The sequence below is a fragment of the Leisingera sp. JC11 genome (assembly GCF_040704725.1).
Taxonomy (GTDB): Bacteria; Pseudomonadota; Alphaproteobacteria; order Rhodobacterales; family Rhodobacteraceae; genus Leisingera.
Map to the genome: position 1 here is coordinate 329,357 of NZ_JBFCVS010000002.1, position 25,604 is coordinate 354,960.

The window sequence follows — 25,604 nt, forward strand, 5'->3', positions numbered from 1 at the left end:
GACCTCAGCATGGGATTTTGCTATGCCCCGCCACGAGCCGGCAGCTGCCACACCGCATGACCTTTTGCGGAGCCGGCTGCAACACACACGCGCGGGCCAGGTCAGTGTCCGCAATGACGGATGCATATGACAAAATTCACCGATCTGAACCTTAATCCCAAGGTCCTCAAAGCTATTGAGGAAGCCGGGTACGAAACCCCGACCCCGATTCAGGCAGGGGCCATCCCGCCGGCGCTGGAGGGGCGCGATGTTCTGGGAATCGCCCAGACCGGCACCGGCAAGACCGCGTCGTTCACGCTGCCGATGATCACGCTTCTGGCCCGCGGCCGCGCCCGTGCCCGGATGCCGCGCAGCCTGGTGCTGTGCCCCACCCGCGAGCTGGCCGCCCAGGTGGCGGAAAACTTCGACACCTATGCCAAGCATGTGAAGCTCACCAAGGCGCTGCTGATCGGCGGCGTCTCCTTCAAGGAGCAGGATGCGCTGATCGACAAGGGCGTCGACGTGCTGATCGCCACCCCGGGTCGGCTGCTGGACCATTTCGAGCGCGGCAAGCTGCTCCTGACCGGCGTGCAGATCATGGTGGTGGACGAGGCCGACCGGATGCTCGACATGGGCTTCATCCCGGATATCGAGCGCATCTTCTCGCTGACGCCGTTCACCCGCCAGACGCTGTTCTTCTCGGCCACCATGGCGCCGGAGATCGAGCGGATCACCAACACCTTCCTGTCCGGCCCGGCCCGTATCGAAGTGGCCCGCCAGGCCACCGCATCGGAGACCATCGAACAGGCCGTGGTGCAGTTCAAGGCCTCGCGCCGCGACCGCGAAGGCAGCGAGAAACGCAAGGTGCTGCGCGCCCTGATCGACGCCGAGGGCGACAAGCTGACCAACGGCATCATCTTCTGCAACCGCAAGACGGATGTGGATATCTGCGCGAAATCGCTTAAGAAATACGGCTATGACGCCGCTGCCATCCATGGCGATCTGGACCAGAGCCAGCGCACAAAGACACTGGACGCCTTCCGCGAAGGGTCGCTGCGCATCCTGGTGGCCTCGGATGTGGCCGCCCGCGGTCTGGACGTGCCCAGCGTCAGCCATGTGTTCAACTTTGACGTTCCCGGCCACGCCGAGGATTACGTCCACCGCATCGGCCGCACCGGCCGTGCCGGGCGCGAAGGCAAGGCGATCACCATCTGCATTCCGCGCGACGACAAGGCGCTGGATGCGGTGGAAAAGCTGATCCAGAAGGAAATCCCGCGGCTGGACAACCCGGTCAAGCCGGAGCCCAAGAAGGAAAAGCCCGCCCGTGCCGCCAAGGCGGATGCGGACACCCGCGAGAGCCGCAAGGACGAGAGCCGCGAGCGCCGCAAGGACGAAAAGCCCGCGCAGAAGCAGGAGCGCGCCTCGGGCCGCGGCAAACACGGCAAGCGCGACGACAAGGTTGTGGTCGGCATGGGCGATCACCTGCCGAGCTTCATCGCGCTCAGCTTCGCAGAACGCCGCGCCAGCTGATCCGGCGCATCCGGCAGAGTTTGAGGCCGCCCTCCGGGGCGGCCTTTTTCGTGGCAGGCAATGCCGTCCATCATGCGCATGCAGCATGATTACCTTTGCATCCGCAGCATAACGGGTCTTCGATCTTGGCCGGTGTCAGCCCGCGGCGACGGGCGTATAGCTTCTGCAACACGAAACGCGCCATTGATGATGGGCCACGCCATGAATACCAACGACACTAAAACCCTGACCATTTCCCAGTTCCAGGCCATCGAAGCCCGCGCCCATGAGCTGCGCGCCGAGGCCTTTGCCGCCATGATGCGCGGCCTGTTCCGCGCCCTGTTCAGCGCGCCGCGCAAGGTGGTCTCCTGCCCCAGCTGCGCCCGCCCGCTGCACGGCTGAGTCTTCCGCCGGGTTCCGGCAGCCGAATGGATTCGAAAACGCCGCGTGCTCCATTGGGCCGCGGCGTTTCCTGTTACAAGCTGTATCAGCGCGTTCGTTTCAGGAACTCAACTGGATTAAACACATCCTCATAGGTTCCTGTATCCGCATACCAGCCTTCAAAGAAACCTTCAGGCCTGGCCACTTCGAGCGCCCTGTCTGTCATAGCAATGATCGCCACGGTGCCATCCAGGCTCCAGGTCATCAACATGCCCGCGTCGGGGAGGTGCAACCCCCAAACGGCCGGGGTCGTAATGCTTTGCGGCAGCCAGTAACAGGGCTCAGCCCTTCTGAACACCGAGAGCGGCACCGTGTCGCTGTGGTGCCTGAACTCATCCCACGCCGTGACATGCCGGCAGCCGAAACAGGAGAGAAACTCCTGCACAACGGGTTCCAGAATGGCGGGCAGCCCGTCGTCCTCCGGCAGATACAGTCGGTTTTCCTGGCAATAGGAAACCAGCTGCCGCTGCAGGCCGATGCCGGCACGGTCCTGATAACCGATACAAGCCAGCAGCCAGATCGCCAGGTAAACGTCTCTCCTCGGCAGCTCAGGCGCAACAGCCTGATGAACCTCCGCCCAGGAGACCGCTTCTCCGCGTGACTTAATCATGTCACCGAAATTCTCCGGCCGGTCATCGTAAGTAAGAACATCTTCATAGATTTCTTTGCCAGCGAAAGAGGCCAAAGTCTCCGCTTTCCGGATCCGGTAAAAGGGATGCAACGCGACAAACACTTGGTCATAGATCCCTTCCCACCAGGTCAGCATGGGCACCTTGCAGCTGGGATGCTGGATTACTCTACTATCCGTCATGAAATCTGCGCCTCGAAAACACTTCCCGAAGCAGTCTAATTGGCCCGCCACCGGACGCAACAGCGCCGCGGGCCCGCCTGGGCACGCGGCGCCAGGCCCAACGGGGCCTGCTGCATCGGTGATGCGGCTTGGGCCGGGCGGGAGCACCGCCCTGCCCAGCCGGCAGGATCAGCGCATGCGGCTGACCACCACCGTCACTTCCGGCTTCTTGCCGATCTCGGCTTGCGCGGTCTGGCGGGCAATGCGGCGCAATTCCTGCTCCAGCCTGTCGTCATCGCGCAGCGTCTTGGCGCCGGCCCGCATCAGGAACTGGTTCAGGTCCTCCTCCAGAACCTCCACCAGAGCGGCATTGGAGGTCCCGGTTTCGGGCAGGCCCTTGAGGTCGCACCAGGGTTCGCCCAACGGCTCGTCTTCCTCGTCGAGGATCACCGTCACCAGCACATGGCCGTTCAGCGCCATGCGGATGCGGTCGCGCACGATGCCGTCCAGCGCGCCGTATTTGACGGTGCCATCCAGATAGGTGCGGCCGGTTTCGATCCACTCGGTCACCTTGGGCGCATCGCCGGTCAGGTCCATCATCATGCCGTTCACCACCACGGCGCTGGCGATGCCCTTTTCCTCGCCCAGGCGGGCGTGCTGGCGCAGGTGGCGGTGCTCGCCGTGCATCGGGATCAGCATCTTGGGCTTCAACAGCTTGTGGACCGCCTCCAGATCCGGGCGGTTGGCGTGGCCGGAGACGTGGTAAAGGCCGGAGCTGTCATCGACCACATCCACCCCCATTTCGGAAAACTGGTTGATGATGCGGATGACGCCCTTCTCATTGCCCGGAATGGTCTTGGAGGAGAACAGGAACAGGTCGCCTTCCTTCAGCTCCAGCCCGCGGTACTTGCCGCGCGCCAGCTGCGCGGTGGCAGCGCGGCGTTCGCCCTGGCTTCCGGTGGTGATCAGCATCAGGTTGTCGCGCGGCACATTGGCGGCGTCCTCCGGGCTGATCACCTTGGGGAAGTCGACAAGCACGCCGGTTTCCACCGCCGCCTCGATCATCCGGCGCATGGCGCGGCCCAAGAGCACTACGGAGCGGCCCGCCTTCACCCCGGCCTCTGCCAGGGTTTTCACCCGCGCCACGTTGGAGGCGAATGTGGTAGCAGCGACCAGCCCCTTCGCCTCGGAAAACAGCTTGGTGATCTCCTCCGGCAGTTCGGATTCCGAGCGGCCTGGGTGCTGCGAGAACACATTGGTGGAATCGCAAACCAGTGCCTGAATGCCGTCCCCTGCGATTTCCGCCCACATCTCCGGATCAAAGGGTTCGCCGACCAGCGGGTTCGCGTCCAGTTTGAAGTCGCCGGTATGCACCACCCGCCCTGCCGGGCTGTCGATCACCAGCCCGCCGCTTTCGGGGATCGAGTGGCTCATCGGGGCGACACCGATGGTGAAGGGGCCGAGCTTTGTCACTTCGGGCCAGGCCTGCACGGTGTGCACATTGGCCGGGTCGTGGCCCGCCTCCTCCATCTTGCGGCGCGCCAGGTTGGCAGTGAAGGCCCGGGCGTAGATGGGCACGTTCAGATGCGCATAGAGATGGGCGACGGCGCCGATGTGGTCCTCGTGCCCGTGGGTGATGAAAATGCCTTCCAGCTGGCTGGCGCGCTCCTTCAGCCAGGTGATGTCGGGCATGATCAGATCGACGCCCGGGGTGGTGTCCATATCCGGGAAAGTCACGCCCAGGTCGACCAGGACCAGGCGTTCCTTGCCCTGCGGCCCATAGCCGTAGACATAGGCGTTCATGCCAATTTCGCCTGCCCCGCCGAGGGGCAGGTAGATCAATCTATCACTGCTCATGCGTCAGTACCGTTTTCCTTGTTGTATTTATGAATGATCTGCAGCCCGTGCATGGTGAGATCATCCTCATATGCGTCAAACAGATCGGCAGACTGCTGGAACAATGGCGCCAGCCCGCCGGTTGAGATTACTTTCATCGGCACCGCGCGCTCGGCCTTGATACGGGCGCAGATCTCGCGCACGAGGCCGACATAGCCCCAGAACACGCCGGACTGCATGCAAGCAACGGTGTTGGTGCCGATCACGTTCTGCGGCTTGGAGATGTCCACATGGGGCAGCGCGGCGGCGGCCTGGTGCAGCGCCTCAAGGCTCAGGTTCACGCCGGGCGCAATCACCCCGCCGACATAGGCGCCGTCCTCGGCCACCACGTCGAATGTGGTCGCAGTGCCGAAATCCACCACGATCAGGTTGCCGCCGTAGGTGTCAAAGCCGGAAACCGTGTTGACCAGCCGGTCGGGGCCGACGGCAGTGCCTTCGTCCACCCGCACCGCGACCGGCAGCAGGCATTCGGGTTTGCCCACCACCAGCGGCCGGGTGTTGAAGTAGCGGTCCGCCAGCACACGCAGGTTGAACACCACCCGCGGCACGGTGGAGGAGATGATCATGTCGGTGATATCCGCCTCGATCCCCTGCAGCCGCATCAGCGTGTTGAGCCAGACGTAATACTGGTCGGCGGTGCGCTGCCATTCGGTGGCGGTGCGCCACATGCCGATGAACTTCTCGCCGTCATAGATCGAGAAGACGGTGTTGGTATTGCCGCAATCAACTGCCAGAAGCATCGCTGCCCCTTCCTAGAAATAGATGTCGGCCGCGGGAATGCTGACGCGGCCCTTGGCGGTGTTTAGGACAAGGTTGCCGCTGGCGTCCACCGTTTCAAAGGTGCCCTCGGTTTCCGACGACGCGGTCTTGGCAGTGATCACCTCGCCCAGCTTGGCTGCGCGCGCCAGCCATTCGGTGCGGATCGGCTCGAAACCATAGGTTGCGAACTGCTGTTCATAGCGGGCAAAAGCCTCGGCCACGGCTTCCAGAAACTCCTCCGGAGTGACCTGCACGCCGGTCTCCGACAACAGCGACACGGGCCAGACCGCGCCCGGCTCCAGCCATTCCTTCATCGGGGTTTCCACAAGGTTGACGCCGATGCCGACAAACAGGTGGTTGACCCCCTGCCCGTTGCCGGCGCTTTCCAAGAGGATGCCCGCCAGCTTGCCGCCCTTCAGCAGCACGTCGTTCGGCCATTTCAGCGACAGGCCCTCGCTGCGGCCGGTGACCGCGACGCAAGCGTCATAGACCGCCAGCGCCGCCACGAAGCTGCGCAGTGCGGCCTGGTCCGGGGCGCCTTCCGGGCGCATCACCAGGGTCGCGGCGAAGTTGCCCTTGGGGTCCTTCCAGTCGCGGCCGCGGCGGCCGCGCCCCTGGGTCTGGCGCAGGGCCAGGATCCACTCGGGCCCCGCCAGCTCCCCCGCGATGCGGGCTGCCTCATTCAGGGTGCTGTCCACCTCGGCGAGCACCCGTTTTCCGTATCCTGCTGGCCAGCTCATCTGCGTCCCTCACAAAGTGCGAAAAGGCCCGGTCGCGTGACCGGGCCCTGTCAGCCTGCCTGAAAAACAGATCAATTTACAAGGGTTGCTGCGGCGGCAGCCGCGGCGCCGTCGATGCCGAACTGGTAGACCACGCCCACCAGCATCATCGCGGCAGAGACCATCAGCGCCACGCCCAGAACCGGGGAGCCCTTGGCTTCGACATCGTCTTCGCCAGTGCCGAAGTACATGTAGAAGACGATGCGGATGTAATAGAACGCACCGATGACGGAGGCCACGGCGGAAGCGATGACCAGTCCCATCAGGCCGGCGTCCACACCTGCCTGCCACACGCCCAGCTTGGCAAAGAAGCCCAGCATCGGCGGCACGCCTGCCAGCGAGAACATCAGGATCAGCACTGCCAGCGCCTTGCCCGGCTCGCGCGCGGCGAACTGGTTCAAGGCCAGGATGTCGGTCACCGGCTTGCCGTCCTTTTCCAGCATCAGGATGAAGGAGAAAGTGCCGATGTTCATGGTGACGTAGATCGCCAGGTAGACCAGCATCGCTGTGATGCCCTGTTCGGTGCCCGCGGCCAGGCCGATCATCGCATAGCCCATGTGGGCGATGGAGGAGAACGCCATCAGCCGTTTGATGTCGCGCTGGCCGATCGCCGCGATGGCGCCCAGGAACATCGACAGCACCGACAGCACCACGATGATCTGCTGCCAATCGGAGATCGCACCGCCGAAGGCATCAAACAGGACGCGTGCGAACAGGCCCATGGCAGCCACTTTCGGCGCGGTGGCAAAGAAGGCGGTGACCGGGGTCGGCGAGCCTTCGTAGACGTCCGGGGTCCACATGTGGAACGGAACCGCCGAGACCTTGAACGCCATGCCGGAGATCATGAAGACCAGGCCGAACAGCATGCCGATGGACATATGGCCCTGCTCCGCAACCTGGATGATGCCCGCGAACTGGGTGGTGCCGGCAAAGCCGTAGACCAGCGAGGCGCCATAGAGCAGCAGGCCCGACGACAGCGCGCCCAGCACGAAGTACTTGAGGCCTGCCTCGGTCGACTTGACGCTGTCGCGGCGCATCGCGGCAACGACGTAAAGCGACAGCGACTGCAGCTCCAGCCCCATGTAGAGGGACATCAGGTCGCCTGCGGAGACCATCATCATCATGCCGACCGCGGCCAGCGCCACCAGCACCGGGTATTCGAACCGCAGGATGCCGCGGCGCGCCATGTACTCCTGGCCGATCAGCAGAACGGCGGAGGCGCCCAGCAGCAGCGCCACCTTGGCAAAGCGCGAGAAGCCGTCGTCGATGAACATGCCGTCAAAGGCGGTCCTGGTGCCGTCCGGGCTGGAGGCGATCCAGAAGGCCAGCAGCGCCAGCAGCGCGGCGGTGGCCCAGACCATCGGCACCGCCAGCTTGTCCTTGCCGGTGTAGACGGCGCCGATCAGCGCCGCCATGGCGTAAAGCGCCAGAACGATCTCTGGCAGGATTACAGTAAGATCAGCTTGGATCATCTGCCTGATGCTCCCTTAGTGCGAAGCAATCTGGGTGGCTGCGGGCGCGGTGTCCGCAGCAGCCAGAGACTGGTTGAAGTTTGCAATTAGCGCCTCGGTCGAGGGCGCAATCACGTCGGTGACCAGCGACGGGTAGACCCCCAGCAGCAGGGTCATGGCGACCAGCGGCGCGAAGACGAAACGCTCGCGCAGAGACATGTCGCGGATGCCCATCAGGCTGCCCTTGATCAGGTCGCCGAACACCACGCGGCGGTAGAGCCACAGCGCATAAGCCGCCGAGAAGATCACGCCGGTTGCTGCCACAGCAGTCACCCAGGTGTTCTTCTGGAAGGCGCCCATCAGGGTCAGGAATTCACCGACAAAGCCCGAGGTGCCCGGCAGGCCGACGTTGCCCATGGTGAAGAACATGAAGACCAGCGCGTAGGCAGGCATCCGGATCACCAGGCCGCCATAGGCGTCGATGTCGCGGGTGTGCATGCGGTCATAGATCACGCCGACGCAAAGGAAGAGCGCGGCGGAGATGAAGCCGTGCGACAGCATCTGGAAGATTGCGCCGTCAATGCCCTGCTGGTTGGCGGCAAAGATGCCCATGGTGACAAAGCCCATGTGCGCAACCGAGGAATAGGCGATCAGCTTTTTCATGTCCTCCTGCACCATCGCCACCAGCGAGGTGTAGACCACCGCGATCGCGGACATCCACAGGACCACATCGGTCATCACATCCGCGCCCACCGGGAACATCGGCAGGGAGAAGCGCAGGAAGCCGTAGCCGCCCATTTTCAGCAGGATCGCCGCCAGCACCACGGAACCCGCGGTCGGCGCCTGCACGTGCGCATCCGGCAGCCAGGTGTGCACCGGCCACATCGGCATCTTCACCGCGAAGGAGGCAAAGAAGGCCAGGAACATCAGCGTCTGGGCGCCGCCCAGCACATGGATGCCCAGGACGTCAAAGGACGCCGCCGAGAAGCTGTGGGTCAGCAGGGTCTCGATGTCGGTGGTCCCGGCATCCACATACATGAAGACCATCGCCACCAGCATCAGCACCGAGCCGAAGAAGGTATAGAGGAAGAACTTGAAGGAAGCGTAGATCCGCTCCTTGCCGCCCCAGATGCCGATGATCAGGAACATCGGAATGAGGCCCGCCTCGAAGAACAGGTAGAACAGCACCAGGTCCAGCGCCATGAAGACACCCAGCATCAGGGTCTCCAGCAGCAGGAAGGCGATCATGTATTCCTTGACCCGGTCAGTGACCGACCAGCTGGCCAGGATGGTCAGCGGCATGATGAAGGTGGTCAGCATCACGAACAGCACCGAGATGCCGTCAACGCCCATCTTGTACTTCAGACCGAAGATCCAGGCCCGGTCCTCGACAAACTGGAAGCCGGTGTTGGCCGGGTCGAACTGGGAATAGATGCCCAGGCTCACCAGGAAGGTGATCGTGGTTGCAAAGAGCGCAACAAACTTGGCGTTGCGCTGCGCCGCCTTATCCTCGCCGCGCAGGAACAGGGCCAGGATGGCCGCCGCGAGCGCCGGGATGAAGGTGACAATAGAAAGGAGATTGTCCATCAGTGCGCTCCTCCGCCGATCGACATCCAGGTGACCAGGGCGGCAATGCCCAGCACCATCCAGAAGGCATAAGTGAAGATGTAACCGGACTGCGCCCGGCCCGCGAGGCGGGTGAAGAAAGGCACAACGCCCATGGCCAGGCCGTTCAGGAAGCCGTCGATGGTGCTGCCATCGCCGCGTTTCCAGAAGAAGCGGCCAATGGCCACGGCCGGCTTGACGAAGATCACGTCATAGATCTCGTCAAAGTACCACTTGTTCAGGAGGAACAGGTACAGCGGGCGCTGCTGCTTCGCCAGGCGCACGGGCAGCGACGGGTTCCAGATGTAGAACCACAGCGCCAGCACCAGGCCGCCAAGCATTGCCATGAACGGGGACAGTTTCACCCATTTCGGCGCCGCATGGGCATCCTCCAGGATGTGGTTGTCCGGCGCGATGTACAGCGCGCCCTCGCCCGGCTTGCCGGCAAACACATAGTGGTGCTCGCCGCCATGTGCCGCGTCTTCGCCATGGGCGGCATCTTCACCGTGCGCAGCGTCATCGCCGTGCGCGGCCTCTTCGCCGTGGCCAGCCTCTTCGCCATGCGCCGCAGCGGACGCTTCCGCCACCGGGATACCGTAGAACTTGCCGACCTGATCGGCGTGGCCGAAGAAGCTGCTGTACCAGATCATGCCTGCAGTGACGGAACCCACCGCCAGCACGCCCAGCGGCACCAGCATGGTCCAGGGGCTTTCGTGGGCCTGGTCGTGGGTGTGCTTGTCGCCGCGCGCCTCGCCGTAGAAGGTCATGAAGATCAGGCGCCAGGAATAGAACGAGGTCATGAAGGCCGCGATCACCAGCGCCCAGAAACCGAACATCGAGCCGCCCGCATAGGCGCTTTCGATGATCGCATCCTTGGAGACGAAACCGGCAAAGCCAACCCAGCCGCTGAGCGGGATACCGACGCCGGTGATGGCCAGGGTGCCGATCATCATCGCCCAGAAGGTGTAGGGGATCTTTTTGCGAAGCGCGCCGTAGTTCCGCATGTCCTGCTCGTGGTGCATGGCGTGGATCACCGAACCGGCGCCAAGGAACAGCATCGCCTTGAAGAAGGCGTGGGTGAACAGGTGGAACATCGCTGCGGAATACATGCCGACACCGGCGGCCACGAACATGTAGCCCAGCTGCGAGCAGGTCGAATAGGCGATCACGCGCTTGATGTCGTTCTGCACCAGGCCCACGGTCGCAGCGAAGAAGGCAGTGGCAGCCCCCAGCACGGTGATGAAGGCCGCGGCTTCAGGCGCGAACTCGATCAGCGGCGACATGCGGCAGACCAGGAACACGCCCGCGGTCACCATAGTTGCCGCGTGGATCAGCGCCGACACCGGGGTCGGGCCTTCCATCGCGTCCGGCAGCCAGGTGTGCAGGATCAGCTGTGCCGATTTGCCCATCGCACCGACAAAAAGCAGGAAGGCCAGCAGGTTCGCCGCGTTCCACTCGGTCCACAGGAAGGAGACCTGGGTTTCCGCCAGCGTCGGGGCGGCTGCAAAGATGTCCGCCAGATTGATGCTGTCGGTCAGGAAGAACAGGCCGAAGATCCCCAGCGCAAAACCGAAGTCGCCGACGCGGTTGACGATAAAGGCCTTGATCGCCGCCGCGTTGGCCGACGGCTTGCGGTAGTAGAAGCCGATCAGCAGGTAGGAGGCCACGCCCACGCCTTCCCAGCCGAAGAACATCTGCACCAGGTTGTCGGAAGTCACCAGCATCAGCATCGCGAAGGTGAAGAACGACAGGTAGGCAAAGAAGCGCGGCTTGTAGCTCTCGCCCTCCTTCCACTGCGGGTCATGGTCCATGTAGCCGAAGGAATAGAGGTGCACGAGTGAGGACACGGTGGTGATCACGATCAGCATGATCGCGGTCAGCCGGTCCAGCCGGATCGCCCAGGAGGTCGACAGCGAGCCGCTTTCGATCCAGCGGAAGATCTCGATGTTCTGGGTCACCCCGTCAAACGCCAGGAAGGTGATCCAGCTGAGCAGCGCCGACAGGAACAGCAGCGCCGTGGCGGTCACGGTGGCGGCTTTCTCACCGATCATCTTGTGGCCGAAGCCGCAGATAACGGCCCCCACCAGAGGGGCAAAGAGGAGGATGGTTTCCATGGTTCTTTAGCCCTTCATCACGTTGACGTCTTCGACGGCGATGGTGCCGCGGTTGCGGAAGAAGCAGACCAGGATCGCCAGGCCGATGGCGGCCTCGGCGGCGGCCACGGTCAGCACGAACAAGGTGAAAACCTGCCCCACCAGATCGCCCAGGAAGGAAGAGAAGGCAACCAGGTTGATGTTCACCGCCAGGAGCATCAGTTCGATGCTCATCAAGAGGATGATCACGTTCTTGCGGTTCAGGAAGAGCCCGAAGATGCCGATGACGAACAGCGTCGCCGCGACGGTCAGATAATGTTCAAGTCCAATCATTGGATCACAGCCCCTGCCCCGGTTTCACGTCCCTAAGCTCCATCGCGGCGGCCGGGTCGCGCATCATCTGCGCGACCACGTCCTGGCGCTTGACGTCGGTGCGGTGGCGCAGGGTCAGCACGATCGCGCCGATCATCGCCACCAGCAGGATCAGGCCCGCCAGCTGGAACAGAAGGAAATATTGATCATAGATGATGAGGCCGAGCGCCTCGGTGTTGTGGCGGTCGGCAGGCACCGGATTGGCCAGCAGCTCAGGCGCCTTGTGGGCGGTTTCCCAGACGCCGAAGGCCATCACGAACTGCATCAGGATGACCAGGCCGATCAGCAGCGCCAGCGGCATGTATTTCGCCATCTCCGCCTTCAGCTCGGCAAAGTCCACGTCGATCATCATCACCACAAACAGGAACAGCACCGCGACCGCGCCCACGTAGACGATGACCAGCAGCATGGCGACGAACTCCGCCCCCAAAAGCACAAACAGCCCGGCCGAAGAGAGGAAGGCCAGGATCAGCCACAGTACCGAATGCACCGGCTGGCGGCTGATCACGGTGAACAGCCCGCCGGTGATGGCGCTGATGGCGAAGAGGTAGAAGGCAAAAACGCTCATGTCTCATCGTCCCTTTTGTCGTCCATGACCGCCTGCGCCAGATCCAGCGCCCGGTTCATGGCCGGAATGCCGGCAAACACCGACATCTGTCCGATCGTTTCCACGATCTCTTGTTTCTTGGCGCCGGCCGCGAGGGCGTGGCGCACGGTCTGGCGCACGGCACTGTCGGCCTGCGCGCCCTGCATTGTCAGCCCGGCCAGTGTCAGCAGCAGCCGGGTCTTGGCATCCAGCCCGTCCTTGTTGACGGTGTTGCCGAACATCATTTCCATGACCTCTTTGGGCATGGTGGGCCACAGCGCCTCGAACTCCTTGAAAGCCTCGGAAGGCGAGAAGTTCTCCAGCGCCGGGTTGAACGCCTTGGCCATCTGCTGGGCCTGGGCCATCATGGCCTCGAAAGGGTTCTTGGGATCAGTCATCGGTACGGCGCGTCGATTTCTAGGTTGCGGGCGATCTCGGCTTCCCAGCGCTCGCCATTGGCCAGGAGTTTTTCCTTGTCGTAGAACAGCTCTTCGCGGGTCTCGGTGGCGAATTCGAAGTTCGGTCCCTCGACAATCGCATCGACCGGGCAGGCTTCCTGGCAGAAACCGCAGTAGATGCATTTGGTCATGTCGATGTCATAGCGCGTGGTGCGGCGGCTGCCGTCCTCGCGCGGTTCCGCGTCGATGGTGATCGCCTGCGCCGGGCAGACCGCTTCGCAAAGCTTGCAGGCAATGCAGCGCTCCTCGCCGTTCGGATAGCGGCGCAGCGCGTGCTCGCCGCGGAAGCGGGGCGACAGCGGGCCCTTCTCGTGCGGGTAGTTCAGGGTGGCCTTGGGGGCGAAGAAATACTTCAGCCCCAGTTTGAAGCCGACCCAGAAATCCTGCAGCAGGAAGTATTTGGCGGCGCGGGTGTAGTCGATGTTCGCCATCAGTTAGCCTCCCACGGTCCAGCGGGCGAAGATGCCCCAGAACCAGTCAAATTTTGCAGCAAAGGACACGAAGACCACCCAGGCCAGCGAGAACGGCAGGAACACTTTCCAGCCCAGGCGCATCAGCTGGTCGTAGCGGTAGCGCGGGGTGATCGCCTTCACCATTGCGAAGAGGAAGAAGAAGAACGCCATCTTGCCGACCATCCACAGCACGCCGTCGGGCAGGCCCGGGATCGGGGACAGCCAGCCGCCGAAGAACAGCAGGGTTGTCAGCGCACACATCAGGAAGATGGCGATGTATTCACCGGCCATGAACAGCAGGAACGGGGTGGCCGAGTATTCCACCTGGTAGCCCGCCACCAGTTCCGATTCCGCTTCCGGCAGGTCGAAGGGCGGGCGGTTGGTTTCCGCCAGCGCCGAGATGAAGAACAGGAAGACCATCGGGAAATGCGGGATCCAGTACCAGTTCAGCAGGCCCAGATCGCCGTCTTGCGCACGTACAATGTCGCCGAAGTTCATCGAACCGGTGGAGATGATCACACCGATGATAATGAGGCCGATGGAGACCTCGTAGGAGATCATCTGCGCGGCTGACCGCAGAGAACCCAGGAACGGGTATTTCGAGTTCGACGCCCAGCCGCCCATGATCACGCCGTAAACCTCAAGCGAGGAGACCGCGAAGACATAGAGGATGGCGACGTTGATGTCAGAGAGCACCCAGCCGTCGTTGAAGGGGATCACCGCCCAGGCGATCATCGCCAGCACGAAGGAGGTCATCGGCGCCAGGATAAAGACGGTGCGGTCGGCGCCGGCCGGGATCACCACCTCTTTAACCACGTATTTCAGCGCGTCGGCCACCGATTGCAGCAGGCCGTAGACGCCCACCACGTTCGGGCCCCGGCGCATCTGGACCGCGGCCCAGATCTTGCGGTCCCCGTAGACGAGGAACAGGAGCGAGATCATCACAAAGGCAACAACTGCAAGCACTTGCGCCAGGATCAGAACAGCGATGCCGCCTGGAGTGTTAAAGAAATCAGCCATAGGTCCTCACACCGTGGGTATTCCGTTCGCCGCGCAATCCGCGACCACGACTTCGGCGTCGATGGTGCGCAATCCGCGCGGCAGAGAGGGCGAAATCAGATAGACCGCGTCAGCGGCCCGGCTGCCCCCTGCCTGTTTCGTTGTCGTGCGCACATGGCGCGCAAACCCGTAGCCCCGGATCAGCGCGTATTGCGCGGCGGCGCATTCCGCATAGTTGTCAAGGTCGCCGGGCACGGCCGCGCCGCGCATGGAGACATGAAATTGCACCAGATCGCCCTCCAGCAGGCTGGTTTCCACCCCTTCGTAGACAGGAGCGGGCTGCGCGCCTTCAGTGCCGGGCGCCATTGCGCAGGCGGCCAGAACAAAGGGCGTTATGAGGGCGAAACGGATCATTCGGCGGCCATTGCCTCGTTTCCGCGGGCTTTCACACCTGCCGACAGTTCCGCCATCAGCTGCGATGCGCGGGCGATCGGGTTGGTCAGGTAGAAGTCCTTGATCGCGGGCAGGAAATCGGCGTTGCCGAGCTTGTCCTGTTCCAGCGGCTCGCCGTCCTTCTCGGCCACTTCGTCGATTTGCGCCAGATGCGGCACTTCGGCAACCAGGGCCTGGCGCAGCTGGGCCAGCGAGTCATAGGGCAGCTGGGCGCCGGCCTCGGCGCTCAGCGCGCGCAGGATGGCCCAGTTCTCCTTAGCCTCACCCGGCGCAAATGCGGCTCGCATCGCCAGCTGCGGGCGGCCCTCGGTGTTCACGAACAGGCCGTTTTCTTCCGTGTAGGCCGCGCCCGGCAGGATCACGTCGGCGCGGTGCGCGCCGCGGTCGCCGTGGGAACCCTGGTAGATCACAAAGGCACCCGCATCGATTTCCACTTCATCGGCGCCAAGGTTGTAGATCACCTCCGCCCCGTCGATCGCGGCTTCCATGCCGCCCTCGGTCACCGCGCCGATGTCCATTGCCCCGACGCGGGAGGCAGCGGTGTGCAGCACCATCAGCTTGGAGCCGGACAGTTCCGCCATCTTCTGGGCGGCGGCCATCACTGCCAGGCCGTCGGCCTCGCGCAGGGCGCCCTGCCCCACAATGATCACGGTTTTCTTGTTGTCGCGGGTCTCCTCAGAGACACCGTTGGCGATCATGTCGCTGAGCGCGTCGCGGCCGGTGCCGGCGTGGTAGTACTCATAGGTCAGATCCGCTGCGGGGCCGATCAGCGCCACTTCGGCGCCGTTGGCCCAGGCCTTGCGGATGCGGGCATTCAGCACCGGCGCCTCGTCGCGCGGGTTGGTGCCGATCAGCAGGATCATTTCCGCGTCATCGAGGTCTTCGATGGTGGCGGTGCCGGCATAACCTGCCCGGTTGCCGATCGGCAGGCGGGCGTTGTCGGTGCGGCATTCGACCTTGCCGCCCAGCCCCTCGACCAGCTGCTTCAGCGCATAGGCCGCCTCAACCGGGGCCAGGTCGCCGATCAGGCCCGCAACCTTCTTGCCTTTCATGGCGGTTGCAGCGGCAGACAGCGCCTCTGCCCAGGTGGCGGGCTTCAGCTTGCCATCCACGCGCACATAGGGGCGGTCCAGACGCTGGCGGCGCAGGCCGTCCCAGACAAAGCGGGTCTTGTCGCTGATCCATTCCTCGTTCACGCCGTCATGGTTGCGCGGCAGGATGCGCATCACTTCGCGGCCCTTGGTGTCAACGCGGATGTTCGACCCCAGCGCGTCCATCACGTCGATGGTCTCGGTTTTGGTCAGCTCCCACGGGCGGGCGGTGAACGCATAAGGCTTCGAGGTCAGCGCGCCCACCGGGCACAGGTCGATGATGTTGCCCTGCAGGTTCGATTGCAGCGTCTGGTTCAGGTAGGAGGTGATCTCCGCATCCTCGCCGCGCCCGGTCTGGCCCATCTGGGTGATGCCGGCGACCTCAGTGGTGAAACGCACGCAGCGGGTGCAGCTGATGCAGCGGGTCATGGTGGTGGCAACCAGCGGGCCGAGGTCCAGATCGTCCACCGCGCGCTTGGCTTCCTTGAAGCGGCTGCCCGACAGGCCATAGGCCATCGCCTGGTCCTGCAGGTCGCATTCGCCGCCCTGGTCGCAGATCGGGCAATCCAGCGGGTGGTTGATCAGCATGAATTCCATCACGCCTTCGCGGGCCTTCTTGACCATCGGCGAGTTGGTTTTCACCTGCGGCGCCTGGCCTTCGGGGCCGGGGCGCAGGTCGCGCACCTGCATCGCGCAGGAGGCGGCGGGTTTCGGCGGGCCGCCGACAACCTCAACCAGGCACATGCGGCAGTTGCCGGCAATCGACAGCCGCTCGTGGTAGCAGAAGCGCGGGATCTCGACGCCGGCCTCCTCACAGGCCTGGATCAGGGTCATTGCCCCATCCACCTCGATCTCGGTTCCGTCAATGTTGATCTTGCGGAGGTCAGACATGGTCTATTTCGCCCTCAGTAACACGCCGATCGCGCTGTTTTTCTCAATCTCTGCGCGGCCATAGGCGCAGAATGTTTCGGGTTTGCCGTAGTCAACGCCGTTCTGCGCCAGGAGCTGCTCTCCCTTGGCGCGCATCCGGTCCTTTTCGGCATCAGATTCGATGTAGTCGCGGATTTCCGCGTCCGAGTATCCCAGCGCGTTTGCCCGCGCTTTGAGCCGGCGCAACTCGCCCAGCCCTTTCAGGTAGCGGGGGGAAATATCATCGCAGTAGTCCGAGACTTCTTTGGCCACGGCGACGGCAAACAGCGGGTCTTCGATTTCCTGGACGTCGCGCAGCGACGGTTTCGCCAGCGCGGAGGCAGGCAGGGCAACAGCAGCGGAGAGAACAACGGCAATCAGGGCACGCATGGCATGGGACTCCTTCAGTTTCGAAGCCCCCATGCGCAGGCGCGCGCTGCTGCTATGCAATAGCAGCCGGGCCGCAAGGCCCTGATATGCCGGAAATCCGCTCACGGGGTGCAGGTCCCCTGGAAGACGGCGCGGCCATCGGTGATGGTCAGCGGGGTTTCCTCGTCACGCGGGTCGTTGGCCCATTCGATGTCGGACGAGCCGTAGGCGGTCACGCAGTATTTGGTGCCGCTGTGCGCCGCTGCTTCGCGCGCGCCCTTGATCGAGCGTTCGGCGCCCTTGATATCGATCTGGAACACCGCGGGGTTGGTTTTCTTGTCGACCGGCTTGGCCTTGGCCTTGAACGGCACCCCGTCATACAGCTCGCGGTTCTTGTTGGTGGTGGAGCTGCCGCAGGCAGAAACCAACGCCAAAGCCGCCAGGCACGCCGCAGGCACGGCCATCCGGTATGTCTTCATCATGCTCAAAATACTGCCGCCAATGCCAGGATCGCCAGACCCGCCATGCAGGCCCAGCCGAGAACGTAGAAAACAGAGCGCGGCCCGCTGTACGGTTTGCCGATGCCCTGCAGGTGAATGAAAATCATGATGACCCGGGACACTACCGCCAGCGAGGCCAGCAGGTTCACCCAGAACGGCGCTGCGCCCGCCACGATCGCCACCAGTGTCACGGTCAGGAAGGCAGGCAGTGTCTCGCAGCCGTTCAGATAGGCCCGGTTGAGCCGGTAGGCCTTATCCGCATAATCCTGCTGAGGCGTCGCACCCGGAGCGAGGCCCGCCTTCTGCTTGGCCAGCGCCGAAAACGGCGACAGCGCCAGGGTGATCAGGGTAAAGATCACCAGCGCGGCCAAAGCGTGGGAATATGCGTCAAAAGCTTCCATCAGTTATTCCGCTGCCATCGCGCCCATGCGCCCGGTCTTCTGGGCCCTGATGCGGTCTTCGATTTCCTCGCGGAAGTTCTTGATCAGGCCCTGGATCGGCCAGGCCGCCGCGTCGCCGAGGGCGCAGATGGTGTGGCCTTCGACCTGTTTGGTCACGTCCCACAGCATGTCGATCTCTTCCAGCTCGGCCTCGCCTTTCACCAGGCGGTCCATGACGCGCATCATCCAGCCGGTGCCTTCGCGGCAGGGGGTGCACTGGCCGCAGCTTTCGTGCTTGTAGAACTTGGACAGGCGCCAGATCGCCTTGATGATGTCGGTCTGCTTGTCCATCACGATCACCGCCGCAGTGCCGAGGCCGGAGCCCAGCTCGCCGCGCAGGTAATCAAAATCCATGATCGCGTCGCGCATGTTCTCGCCGCGCACACACGGCACAGAAGAACCGCCGGGGATCACTGCCAGCAGGTTGTCCCAGCCGCCGCGGATGCCGCCACAATGCTTCTCGATCAGCTCCTCGAAGGAGATGCTCATCGCCTCTTCAACCACGCAGGGGTTGTTGACGTGGCCGGAGATCGCAAACAGCTTGGTGCCCGCGTTGTTCTGGCGGCCGAAACCGGCGAACCAGTCGGCGCCGCGGCGCAGGATGGTGGGCACCACAGCGATGGACTCCACGTTGTTCACCGTGGTCGGGCAGCCGTAAAGGCCTGCGCCCGCCGGGAACGGCGGCTTCATCCGGGGCATGCCCTTCTTGCCTTCCAGGCTCTCGATCAGAGCGGTTTCCTCGCCGCAGATATAGGCCCCTGCCCCGTGGTGCAGGAAGACGTCGAAGTCCCAGCCGGAGCCAGCAGCGTTCCGGCCCAGCAGGCCCTTGTCATAGCATTCATCAATTGCCGCCTGCAGCGCCTCGCGCTCGCGGATGTATTCGCCGCGCAGGTAGATGTAGCAGGTATGCGCGTTCATCGCGAAGGAGGCGATCAGCGCGCCCTCGATCAGCGTGTGCGGATCGTGGCGCATGATTTCCCGATCCTTGCAGGTGCCGGGCTCGGATTCATCGGCGTTGATGACCAGATACGCCGGGCGGCCGTCGCTTTCCTTGGGCATGAAGGACCACTTGAGGCCGGTCGGGAAGCCCGCGCCGCCGCGGCCACGAAGCCCTGAGTCCTTCATGGTCTGAATGATCCAGTCGCGGCCCTTTTCGATGATGCCGGCCGTGCCATCCCAATGGCCGCGCGCCTTGGCGCCCGCCAGCGTGCGCTCGTGCATCCCGTAAAGGTTGGTAAAGATCCGGTCCTGATCCTTCAGCATGTGTGCCTACCTTTGGCTGTCCCGGCGCATGCGCCAGAGTTGAAATATGTTGACCAGGGCATAGATCATGCCCGCCAGCGCGGCGAAGTCGAACAGCAGCGCATAGCGCCCCGGCAGCCCCAGCACGGGGCCGATGAACAGTGACACCACGACCCACAGCGAAATCGTCCCGGCAATCACCAACGCGATGTGCCGGCCCTTTGCTGCAATGGCCTGGTCCTGTTCCTTGCTCATCTGTTTCCCGTCACCTGAACCGCGGCCCCATCAGGCCGCCGCCCGTCATTCGTCGTCTTCGTAGATGCCTTCGGCCTTGGCGCGTCTGGCAAATTCGGTCACATCACCGACCTGCAGGCGCTTGGCCTGCTCAATCCAGCCGTCCCGAGTGATCCGGCCTTTGAACTTGAGCCGTGCATCGACCCAAGCGACCTCGGCCTCGGTCCATTCGGCGATCTGCTCGAAGTGGAAGATGCCCAGCCCGTTGAGCTTCTCTTCCAGCTTCGGTCCAACCCCCTTCAGCAGCTTCAGATCATCCGGCAGGCCGCCCAGGGCCTCTTTCAGAACCATCGGCTGGCTTTCTTCAGCCGCAGCCTCATCAGGCTTTGCCGCGGCCCCCTCCGGCGACGCCGGCTCAGCCGCATCCGCTTTCTTCGGCGCGGCCTTGGCTGCTTCCTCTGCCTGTTTCACAGCAGGCTTGGGCGCTTCCGGCGCTTTCGGCGGCTGCCCCTCGGCTGCGCGGCCGGCAACCACACCGTCCTTGCCGATCCAAGGCGTCAGCAGCGGCACTTCATCACCCTGGATGCGCTTGACGCCGTCCTGGATATCCACCGCCAGCTGAACAGACGCGTTGTACTGGGTCTTGCCGCTGTCGAAGTCGGTCAGCGAGGTGAGGCCCGACTTCGGCTCCGCCGCGTAACGGCCGTTCTGCGGGCCGGGCACCACGTCTTTGCCCGCGGCCAGATCGTCCAGCAGCCTGGTGAAGCTCTCGACGGTCAGGTCCTCGTAGTAATCCTTGCCGATCTGCGCCATCGGGGCATTGGTGCAGGCGCCCAGGCACTCGACCTCTTCCCAGGTGAACTTTCCGTCCGCCGACAGGGTGTGCGGCTTCTCGGCGATCTTTTCCTTGCAGACCGCAACCAGGTCCTCTGCCCCGCAGATCATGCAGGAGGTGGTGCCGCAGATCTGGATATTGGCAACGGAACCGGTCGGTTGCAGCTGGAACATGAAGTAGAAAGAGGCAACCTCCAGCACCCGGATATAGGCCATGCCGAGCATGTCGGCGATGGCTTCGATCGCGGGCTTTGTGACCCAGCCTTCCTGCTCCTGCGCACGCCACAAAAGCGGAATGACCGCGGAGGCCTGGCGGCCCTCAGGATACTTGGTGATCTGCGCCTCGGCCCAGGCCTGGTTGGCCGGGGTGAAGGCAAAGCTGTCGGGTTGTTCGTGGTGCAGTCTGCGAAGCATCAGTCTTTCACACCTTCATAGGTTTTAGTTACCGTTCTCGACGAAGAGAGATGGCATTCGACATTGCCAATGGCACCGCCCTTTCCGCGGGCGGAAAGCACCAAACTGTAGTCTAAGTCGTTCAAAACGCGAGCCACTTCCATCTCAGCTCGATCCAGCAAGCCGCGGCAATGAAATTCTTGGAATTCGGGTGATGTAGCTGCCTCCACAACATACTGGGCTGCGCCCTCAGCATCACCTTGACTTTCCACTTCCTGAGAGGAAGCAGTTGAACCAAGCACTGACAGGAGAAGCGCGCCAACCAACCTCAACGGTCAATCTCCCCGAACACGACGTCCATGGTGCCGATGATGGCGGCGACGTCGGCCAGTTGGTGGCCCCTGGCAACGTGGTCCATCGCCTGCAGGTGCAGGAAGCCCGGCGCGCGGATCTTGGAGCGGTAGGGCTTGTTGGACCCGTCCGCCACCAGATAGACGCCGAACTCGCCCTTGGGCGCCTCGACGGCGGCGTAAACCTCGCCCGCCGGGACGTGGAAACCTTCGGTGTACAGCTTGAAATGGTGGATCAGGCTTTCCATCGAGGTCTTCATGTCGCCGCGCTTGGGCGGGGTCAGCTTGCCGCGGGCCAGCACGTCGCCGGTGGCTTCGCGCAGCTTGGCAATCGCCTGACGGATGATCGAGGTCGACTGGCGCATCTCTTCCATACGGCAGAGGTAGCGGTCGTAGCAGTCGCCGTTCTTGCCGACCGGCACCTGGAACTCGAACTCGTCATAGCATTCGTAGGGCTGCGCGCGGCGCAGGTCCCATGCAAGGCCGGAGCCGCGCACCATGACGCCGGAGAAGCCGTATTCCTGGATGTCCTTCTCGGTCACCACACCAATGTCGCAGTTGCGCTGCTTGAAGATGCGGTTTTCGGTCAGCAGGCCGTCGATGTCGTCCAGAACCTTGGGGAATTCCATTGCCCAGAGGTCGATATCATCCAGCAGTTCGTCCGGCAGATCCTGATGCACACCGCCGGGGCGGAAGTAGGCCGCGTGCAGGCGTGCGCCGCAGGCCCGCTCATAGAAGATCATCAGCTTTTCGCGCTCTTCAAAGCCCCAGAGCGGCGGGGTCAGCGCGCCGACGTCCATTGCCTGCGTGGTGACGTTGAGGAGGTGGTTCAGCACCCGGCCGATTTCCGAGTAGAGAACCCGGATAAGCTGGCCGCGGCGCGGCACCTCGGTGCCGGTCAGCTTTTCGATGGCCAGGCACCAGGCGTGTTCCTGGTTCATCGGCGCCACATAATCGAGGCGGTCGAAATACGGCAGGTTCTGCAGGTAGGTGCGGCTTTCCATCAGCTTCTCGGTGCCGCGGTGCAGCAGGCCGATATGCGGGTCGCAGCGCTCAACGATCTCGCCGTCGAGTTCCAGAACCAGCCGCAGAACCCCATGCGCCGCAGGGTGTTGCGGGCCGAAGTTGATGTTGAAGTTGCGGATCTTCTGCTCGCCGCTCAGCGCGTCAACGCTGCCGTCGTCAAATTTGGAGCCGTCCATCATTGCGCCCCCTCCTTCTCGTCGCCGGGCAGGATGTATTCGGCACCTTCCCACGGGGACATGAAATCGAACTGGCGGTATTCCTGCACCAGCTTCACCGGCTCGTAGACCACGCGCTTTTGCGCCTCGTCATAGCGGACCTCGGTGTAACCGGTGGTCGGGAAATCCTTGCGCAGCGGATAGCCGCGGAAGCCGTAGTCGGTCAGGATCCGGCGCAGATCCGGATGGCCTGAGAACAGGATGCCGAACATGTCGTAGACTTCCCGCTCGAACCAGTTGGCCGAGGGGTGCACGTCCACGATCGAGGGCACCATCTCATCCTCGCGCACAGCGGCACGCAGGCGGATGCGCTGGTTCCGGTACATCGACAGGAAGTGATAGACCACATCGAACCGCTTGGCGCGGTCGGGGTAGTCCACCGCGGTGATGTCCACCAGGGTCGAAAACTTGCAGTTGGCGTCCAGCTTCAGGAACTCCACCAGACCGGCGATGTTCGAAGGTGTCACGTCGATGTTCAGCTCATCAAAGGACACATCCCAGGCCACCACGCAGTCGGGGCGTTTGGCTTCGATCTGGGCGCCCAGTTCTTTCAGTGCTTCGCTCATGTTGTCTCCGCCCCTTCCTTAGCGCACCAGGGTGCCGGTGCGGCGGATCTTGCGCTGCAACTGCATCAGGCCGTAAAGCAGCGCCTCAGCCGTCGGCGGGCAGCCGGGCACGTAGACGTCAACCGGCACAACCCGGTCGCAGCCGCGCACCACGGAATAGCTGTAGTGGTAATAGCCACCGCCATTGGCGCAGGAGCCCATCGAGATCACATAGCGCGGCTCGGGCATCTGGTCGTAGACCTTGCGCAGGGCCGGCGCCATCTTGTTGGTGAGGGTGCCCGCAACGATCATCACGTCCGACTGGCGCGGCGAGGCACGCGGCGCGATGCCGAAACGTTCGGCGTCATAGCGCGGCATCGAGGTGTGCATCATCTCCACCGCGCAGCACGCCAGGCCAAAGGTCATCCAGTGCAGGGAGCCGGTGCGCGCCCAGTTGATGATGTCCTCAGCCGAGGTGAGCAGGAAACCCTTATCCTGAAGCTCGGCATTGATGGCCCGGGTGACAACTTCCTTGTCGACGCCCGCCGTGTTGGGTCCGGTCATCACTGCCATTCCAGGGCCCCTTTCTTCCATTCATAGGCAAAGCCGATGGTCAGCACGCCAAGGAACACCATCATCGACCAGAAGCCGAGGTCGCTGATATCCTTGAAACCGACGGCCCAGGGAAACAGGAAGGCGATTTCCAGGTCGAAAATGATGAAGAGGATCGACACCAGGTAAAACCGGACATCGAATTTCATGCGGGCATCGTCAAAGGCGTTGAAACCGCACTCATAGGCGCTGACCTTTTCCGGGTCCGGGTTGCGGACCGCCAGCACCACGGCTGCCAGGATAAGGACAATCCCCAGACCTGCCGCGACGGCCAGGAAGACCAGGATCGGCAGGTATTCCCTCAACATCTCTTCCAAGAGCAGCTCCTTTCCCCGGGCGGATTTCCGCGCGGCGTCAATTGGCGTGTTGATTTGGACTGTGCATACCCCCGCGCCCGGGGAGCGTCAACTAAAGCGACGTTAATCCACAAGGGTTTGGACAGAAAAAGCACGGCCGCCCTGCAAGGCCAATTCCCAAGCATTTTCATAAGAAAAGCGGCCGCAGGGGAAACTGCAGCCGCCGCAAAAACGTGAGTCATTTATGCCGGTTTTCAGCTTTGCCAGATGGGTTTGCGTTTTTCAAAGAACGCCGCGATGCCCTCGCCGGCCTCCGGCCCTTCCCAGCGCTCCACAAGCGCCTTGATTGTATGGTCGATAACGCTGCCGTCCAGCCGCGGCCCCAGATCGCGGGCCAGTTTCTTGGCCGCCGCCACCGCACCGGGGGCGCAGTTGAGGTAAGGCGCGACCTCTGCCTCAACCGCCTCCGCCAGCTGGTCCGCGGGCACGGCCTTGGCCAGCAGGCCAAGCTCCACCGCCTCCTCTGCGCCAAACAGGCGGGCCGACATGAACACGCGGCGCGCCTTGGCTTCGCCCATGCGGGCGATGACATATGGGCCGATGGTGGCGGGAATCAGTCCCAGCTTGGTCTCGGTCAGGCCCATCTTCAGGTGATCCGCCCCGATGGCCACGTCGCATACCGACGCCATTCCGACACCGCCGCCGAACGCGTTGCCCTGCACCGCGCCGATCACCGGCTTGGGCAGGGTGTTGAGCGCCATCAGCATTTCCGCCAGCACCCGCGCCTCGCGCGCGCGGGTTTCGGCATCCGCATCCATCTGCGCCCGCATCCAGCCCAAGTCGCCGCCCGCGCAAAAACTCTTGCCGGCACCGGTCAGGACCACCACGCGGACGGTCTCATCCTCAGCCAGCCGTTTCGCCGCCTGGGTGAGCTCCTGCAGCATCTGGCCGGACATGGCGTTGTGCTTCTCGGCACGGTTCAGGGTCAGGGTGCAGACGCCGCGGGCGTCGGTGTCCAGGGTGATTGTCTCAAACATCTTGTGTCTCCGCTGAATTCTTACTGCAGGCCGCGCATCATCCGGGCGAGTACTGCGGCTTCTTCCAGCACCTCCGCATCCAAGCCGGTGTCATAGCCCAGTTCGGTCAGGCGCTTTTGCACCGCTTCCGTCGCCACATTGCCCGCCGCGCCCGGCGCATAGGGGCAGCCGCCCAAGCCGCCGACTGCCGCATCGAACACCCGCACGCCCTGCGCCAGCGAGGCCTCGATATTGTCGAGCGCCCGGCCCGCGGTGTCGTGATAATGGCCCGCCAGCTGTGCCGCGGGCACCCGCGCGGTGACAGCCTTGAGCATCGCAGTGATCGCCTCCGGGGTGCCCTGCCCGATGGTGTCGCCCAGCGAGATCTCGTAACAGCCGAGCGAGAACAGCCGTTCGGCTACCTCCGCCACTTTCTCCGGCGGGGTGGAGCCATCGTAGGGGCAGTCGGTCACGCAGGAGACATAGCCCCGGACCGGCAGCCCGATCCCCTTGGCCGCCTCCAAGATGGGCAGGAAGCGAGTGATGCTTTCCTCGATGGTGGCGTTGATGTTGGCCTTGGAAAACCCTTCGGAGGCCGAGGCAAAGACCGCAATCTCATCGGCCTTGGCCGCCACCGCGTCCTCATAACCGCGCATGTTGGGCGTCAGCGCCGCATAGCGCACGCCGGGTGCGCGGGTGATGCCTGCCAGCACCTCCGCGCTGCCCGCCATCTGCGGCACCCATTTGGGCGACACAAAGCTTGCCACTTCAATCCGTTTGAACCCGGCGCGGCTCAGGCAATCGGTCAGCGCCACCTTTTCCGCGACCGGAATCTCGCGCTTTTCATTCTGCAGCCCGTCGCGCGGGCCGACCTCGAAGATTTCGGCAAATTCACCCATGGAATGCCCTC

The 25,604-nt window shown here is 63.4% G+C and carries 29 protein-coding genes; 2 read left to right on the top strand and 27 right to left on the bottom strand.

What is annotated here, in order from left to right:
* Positions 1-126 precede the first annotated feature (126 nt).
* Complete coding sequence (locus AB1A62_RS03430) at positions 127-1,509, top strand: DEAD/DEAH box helicase (protein WP_366659927.1); 1,383 nt, start codon at positions 127-129, stop codon at positions 1,507-1,509.
* A 201-nt stretch (positions 1,510-1,710) separates the two neighbouring features.
* Positions 1,711-1,890: an RSP_7527 family protein gene (locus AB1A62_RS03435; protein ID WP_366659929.1), complete on the top strand. Its 180-nt coding sequence runs from the start codon at positions 1,711-1,713 to the stop codon at positions 1,888-1,890.
* 85 nt (positions 1,891-1,975) lie between these two features.
* Here AB1A62_RS03435 and AB1A62_RS03440 read toward each other — a convergent pair whose 3' ends face one another.
* From AB1A62_RS03440 to AB1A62_RS03570, 27 genes are all read right to left on the bottom strand, one after another.
* Complete coding sequence (locus AB1A62_RS03440; protein WP_366659930.1) at positions 1,976-2,695, bottom strand: hypothetical protein; 720 nt, start codon at positions 2,693-2,695, stop codon at positions 1,976-1,978.
* Between the two features lie 213 nt (positions 2,696-2,908).
* Positions 2,909-4,576: a ribonuclease J gene (locus tag AB1A62_RS03445; protein WP_366659931.1), complete on the bottom strand. Its 1,668-nt coding sequence runs from the start codon at positions 4,574-4,576 to the stop codon at positions 2,909-2,911.
* On the bottom strand, positions 4,573-5,355 hold the full coding sequence (locus AB1A62_RS03450) for a type III pantothenate kinase (protein ID WP_222475066.1): 783 nt from the start codon (positions 5,353-5,355) through the stop codon (positions 4,573-4,575). Before AB1A62_RS03450 ends, AB1A62_RS03445 begins: the two co-directional genes overlap by 4 nt.
* Before the next feature lie 12 nt (positions 5,356-5,367).
* Positions 5,368-6,114: a biotin--[acetyl-CoA-carboxylase] ligase gene (locus AB1A62_RS03455; protein WP_226428763.1), complete on the bottom strand. Its 747-nt coding sequence runs from the start codon at positions 6,112-6,114 to the stop codon at positions 5,368-5,370.
* A gap of 71 nt (positions 6,115-6,185) precedes the next feature.
* A complete protein-coding gene (gene nuoN / locus AB1A62_RS03460; RefSeq protein WP_366659932.1) occupies positions 6,186-7,625 on the bottom strand; it encodes an NADH-quinone oxidoreductase subunit NuoN in 1,440 nt (479 codons plus the stop codon).
* Between the two features lie 15 nt (positions 7,626-7,640).
* Positions 7,641-9,191 (bottom strand): NADH-quinone oxidoreductase subunit M, encoded by a 1,551-nt coding sequence (locus AB1A62_RS03465; protein WP_366659933.1) that lies wholly within the window; start codon positions 9,189-9,191, stop codon positions 7,641-7,643.
* A complete protein-coding gene (gene nuoL / locus AB1A62_RS03470; RefSeq protein ID WP_366659934.1) occupies positions 9,191-11,323 on the bottom strand; it encodes an NADH-quinone oxidoreductase subunit L in 2,133 nt (710 codons plus the stop codon). Before nuoL ends, AB1A62_RS03465 begins: the two co-directional genes overlap by 1 nt.
* 6 nt (positions 11,324-11,329) lie before the next feature.
* On the bottom strand, positions 11,330-11,635 hold the full coding sequence (gene nuoK / locus AB1A62_RS03475) for an NADH-quinone oxidoreductase subunit NuoK (protein ID WP_008553673.1): 306 nt from the start codon (positions 11,633-11,635) through the stop codon (positions 11,330-11,332).
* Positions 11,636-11,639: 4 nt separating this feature from the next.
* On the bottom strand, positions 11,640-12,242 hold the full coding sequence (locus AB1A62_RS03480) for an NADH-quinone oxidoreductase subunit J (RefSeq protein WP_222475059.1): 603 nt from the start codon (positions 12,240-12,242) through the stop codon (positions 11,640-11,642).
* Positions 12,239-12,658, bottom strand: a complete 420-nt coding sequence (locus tag AB1A62_RS03485; protein WP_065267095.1) for a carboxymuconolactone decarboxylase family protein — start codon at positions 12,656-12,658, stop codon at positions 12,239-12,241. The genes AB1A62_RS03480 and AB1A62_RS03485 overlap by 4 nt, the downstream gene beginning before the upstream one ends.
* Positions 12,655-13,149, bottom strand: coding sequence for an NADH-quinone oxidoreductase subunit NuoI (gene nuoI, locus AB1A62_RS03490; RefSeq protein ID WP_039163235.1), 495 nt, complete (start codon positions 13,147-13,149; stop codon positions 12,655-12,657). Before nuoI ends, AB1A62_RS03485 begins: the two co-directional genes overlap by 4 nt.
* 3 nt (positions 13,150-13,152) lie before the next feature.
* The gene (gene nuoH / locus AB1A62_RS03495) at positions 13,153-14,190 is read right to left on the bottom strand and encodes an NADH-quinone oxidoreductase subunit NuoH (RefSeq protein ID WP_027237100.1); all 1,038 of its coding nucleotides are present in this window, start codon (positions 14,188-14,190) and stop codon (positions 13,153-13,155) included.
* A 6-nt stretch (positions 14,191-14,196) separates the two neighbouring features.
* Entirely contained in the window at positions 14,197-14,583 is a 387-nt protein-coding gene (locus AB1A62_RS03500) for a hypothetical protein (protein ID WP_366659938.1), read from the bottom strand.
* The gene (nuoG, locus tag AB1A62_RS03505) at positions 14,580-16,604 is read right to left on the bottom strand and encodes an NADH-quinone oxidoreductase subunit NuoG (RefSeq protein WP_366659939.1); all 2,025 of its coding nucleotides are present in this window, start codon (positions 16,602-16,604) and stop codon (positions 14,580-14,582) included. The genes AB1A62_RS03500 and nuoG overlap by 4 nt, the downstream gene beginning before the upstream one ends.
* A gap of 3 nt (positions 16,605-16,607) precedes the next feature.
* Positions 16,608-17,012: a DUF5333 domain-containing protein gene (locus AB1A62_RS03510; protein WP_366659941.1), complete on the bottom strand. Its 405-nt coding sequence runs from the start codon at positions 17,010-17,012 to the stop codon at positions 16,608-16,610.
* Between the two features lie 101 nt (positions 17,013-17,113).
* On the bottom strand, positions 17,114-17,473 hold the full coding sequence (locus AB1A62_RS03515; RefSeq protein WP_366659943.1) for a hypothetical protein: 360 nt from the start codon (positions 17,471-17,473) through the stop codon (positions 17,114-17,116).
* A 2-nt stretch (positions 17,474-17,475) separates the two neighbouring features.
* Positions 17,476-17,892, bottom strand: a complete 417-nt coding sequence (locus AB1A62_RS03520) for an MAPEG family protein (RefSeq protein WP_366659944.1) — start codon at positions 17,890-17,892, stop codon at positions 17,476-17,478.
* Between the two features lie 3 nt (positions 17,893-17,895).
* On the bottom strand, positions 17,896-19,194 hold the full coding sequence (gene nuoF, locus AB1A62_RS03525; protein WP_366659945.1) for an NADH-quinone oxidoreductase subunit NuoF: 1,299 nt from the start codon (positions 19,192-19,194) through the stop codon (positions 17,896-17,898).
* 6 nt (positions 19,195-19,200) lie between these two features.
* On the bottom strand, positions 19,201-19,428 hold the full coding sequence (locus AB1A62_RS03530) for a DUF5337 domain-containing protein (RefSeq protein WP_366659946.1): 228 nt from the start codon (positions 19,426-19,428) through the stop codon (positions 19,201-19,203).
* 45 nt (positions 19,429-19,473) lie between these two features.
* A complete protein-coding gene (locus AB1A62_RS03535; protein WP_366659948.1) occupies positions 19,474-20,655 on the bottom strand; it encodes an NADH-quinone oxidoreductase subunit E in 1,182 nt (393 codons plus the stop codon).
* Positions 20,655-20,966 carry a hypothetical protein gene (locus AB1A62_RS03540; protein WP_366659949.1) on the bottom strand — a complete coding sequence of 104 codons (312 nt, stop codon included), beginning with the start codon at positions 20,964-20,966 and terminating at the stop codon, positions 20,655-20,657. Before AB1A62_RS03540 ends, AB1A62_RS03535 begins: the two co-directional genes overlap by 1 nt.
* Positions 20,963-22,186, bottom strand: a complete 1,224-nt coding sequence (locus AB1A62_RS03545) for an NADH-quinone oxidoreductase subunit D (protein WP_366660015.1) — start codon at positions 22,184-22,186, stop codon at positions 20,963-20,965. The genes AB1A62_RS03540 and AB1A62_RS03545 overlap by 4 nt, the downstream gene beginning before the upstream one ends.
* Positions 22,186-22,791: an NADH-quinone oxidoreductase subunit C gene (locus AB1A62_RS03550; RefSeq protein ID WP_065267084.1), complete on the bottom strand. Its 606-nt coding sequence runs from the start codon at positions 22,789-22,791 to the stop codon at positions 22,186-22,188. The genes AB1A62_RS03545 and AB1A62_RS03550 overlap by 1 nt, the downstream gene beginning before the upstream one ends.
* An 18-nt stretch (positions 22,792-22,809) precedes the next feature.
* Positions 22,810-23,343, bottom strand: coding sequence for an NADH-quinone oxidoreductase subunit B family protein (locus AB1A62_RS03555; RefSeq protein ID WP_019295997.1), 534 nt, complete (start codon positions 23,341-23,343; stop codon positions 22,810-22,812).
* Positions 23,334-23,699 (bottom strand): NADH-quinone oxidoreductase subunit A, encoded by a 366-nt coding sequence (locus tag AB1A62_RS03560; RefSeq protein WP_019295998.1) that lies wholly within the window; start codon positions 23,697-23,699, stop codon positions 23,334-23,336. The genes AB1A62_RS03555 and AB1A62_RS03560 overlap by 10 nt, the downstream gene beginning before the upstream one ends.
* Positions 23,700-23,932: 233 nt before the next feature.
* Positions 23,933-24,715, bottom strand: a complete 783-nt coding sequence (locus AB1A62_RS03565) for a crotonase/enoyl-CoA hydratase family protein (RefSeq protein WP_366659951.1) — start codon at positions 24,713-24,715, stop codon at positions 23,933-23,935.
* Between the two features lie 20 nt (positions 24,716-24,735).
* The gene (locus AB1A62_RS03570) at positions 24,736-25,593 is read right to left on the bottom strand and encodes a hydroxymethylglutaryl-CoA lyase (protein WP_366659952.1); all 858 of its coding nucleotides are present in this window, start codon (positions 25,591-25,593) and stop codon (positions 24,736-24,738) included.
* Between the last annotated feature and the right edge of the window lie 11 nt (positions 25,594-25,604).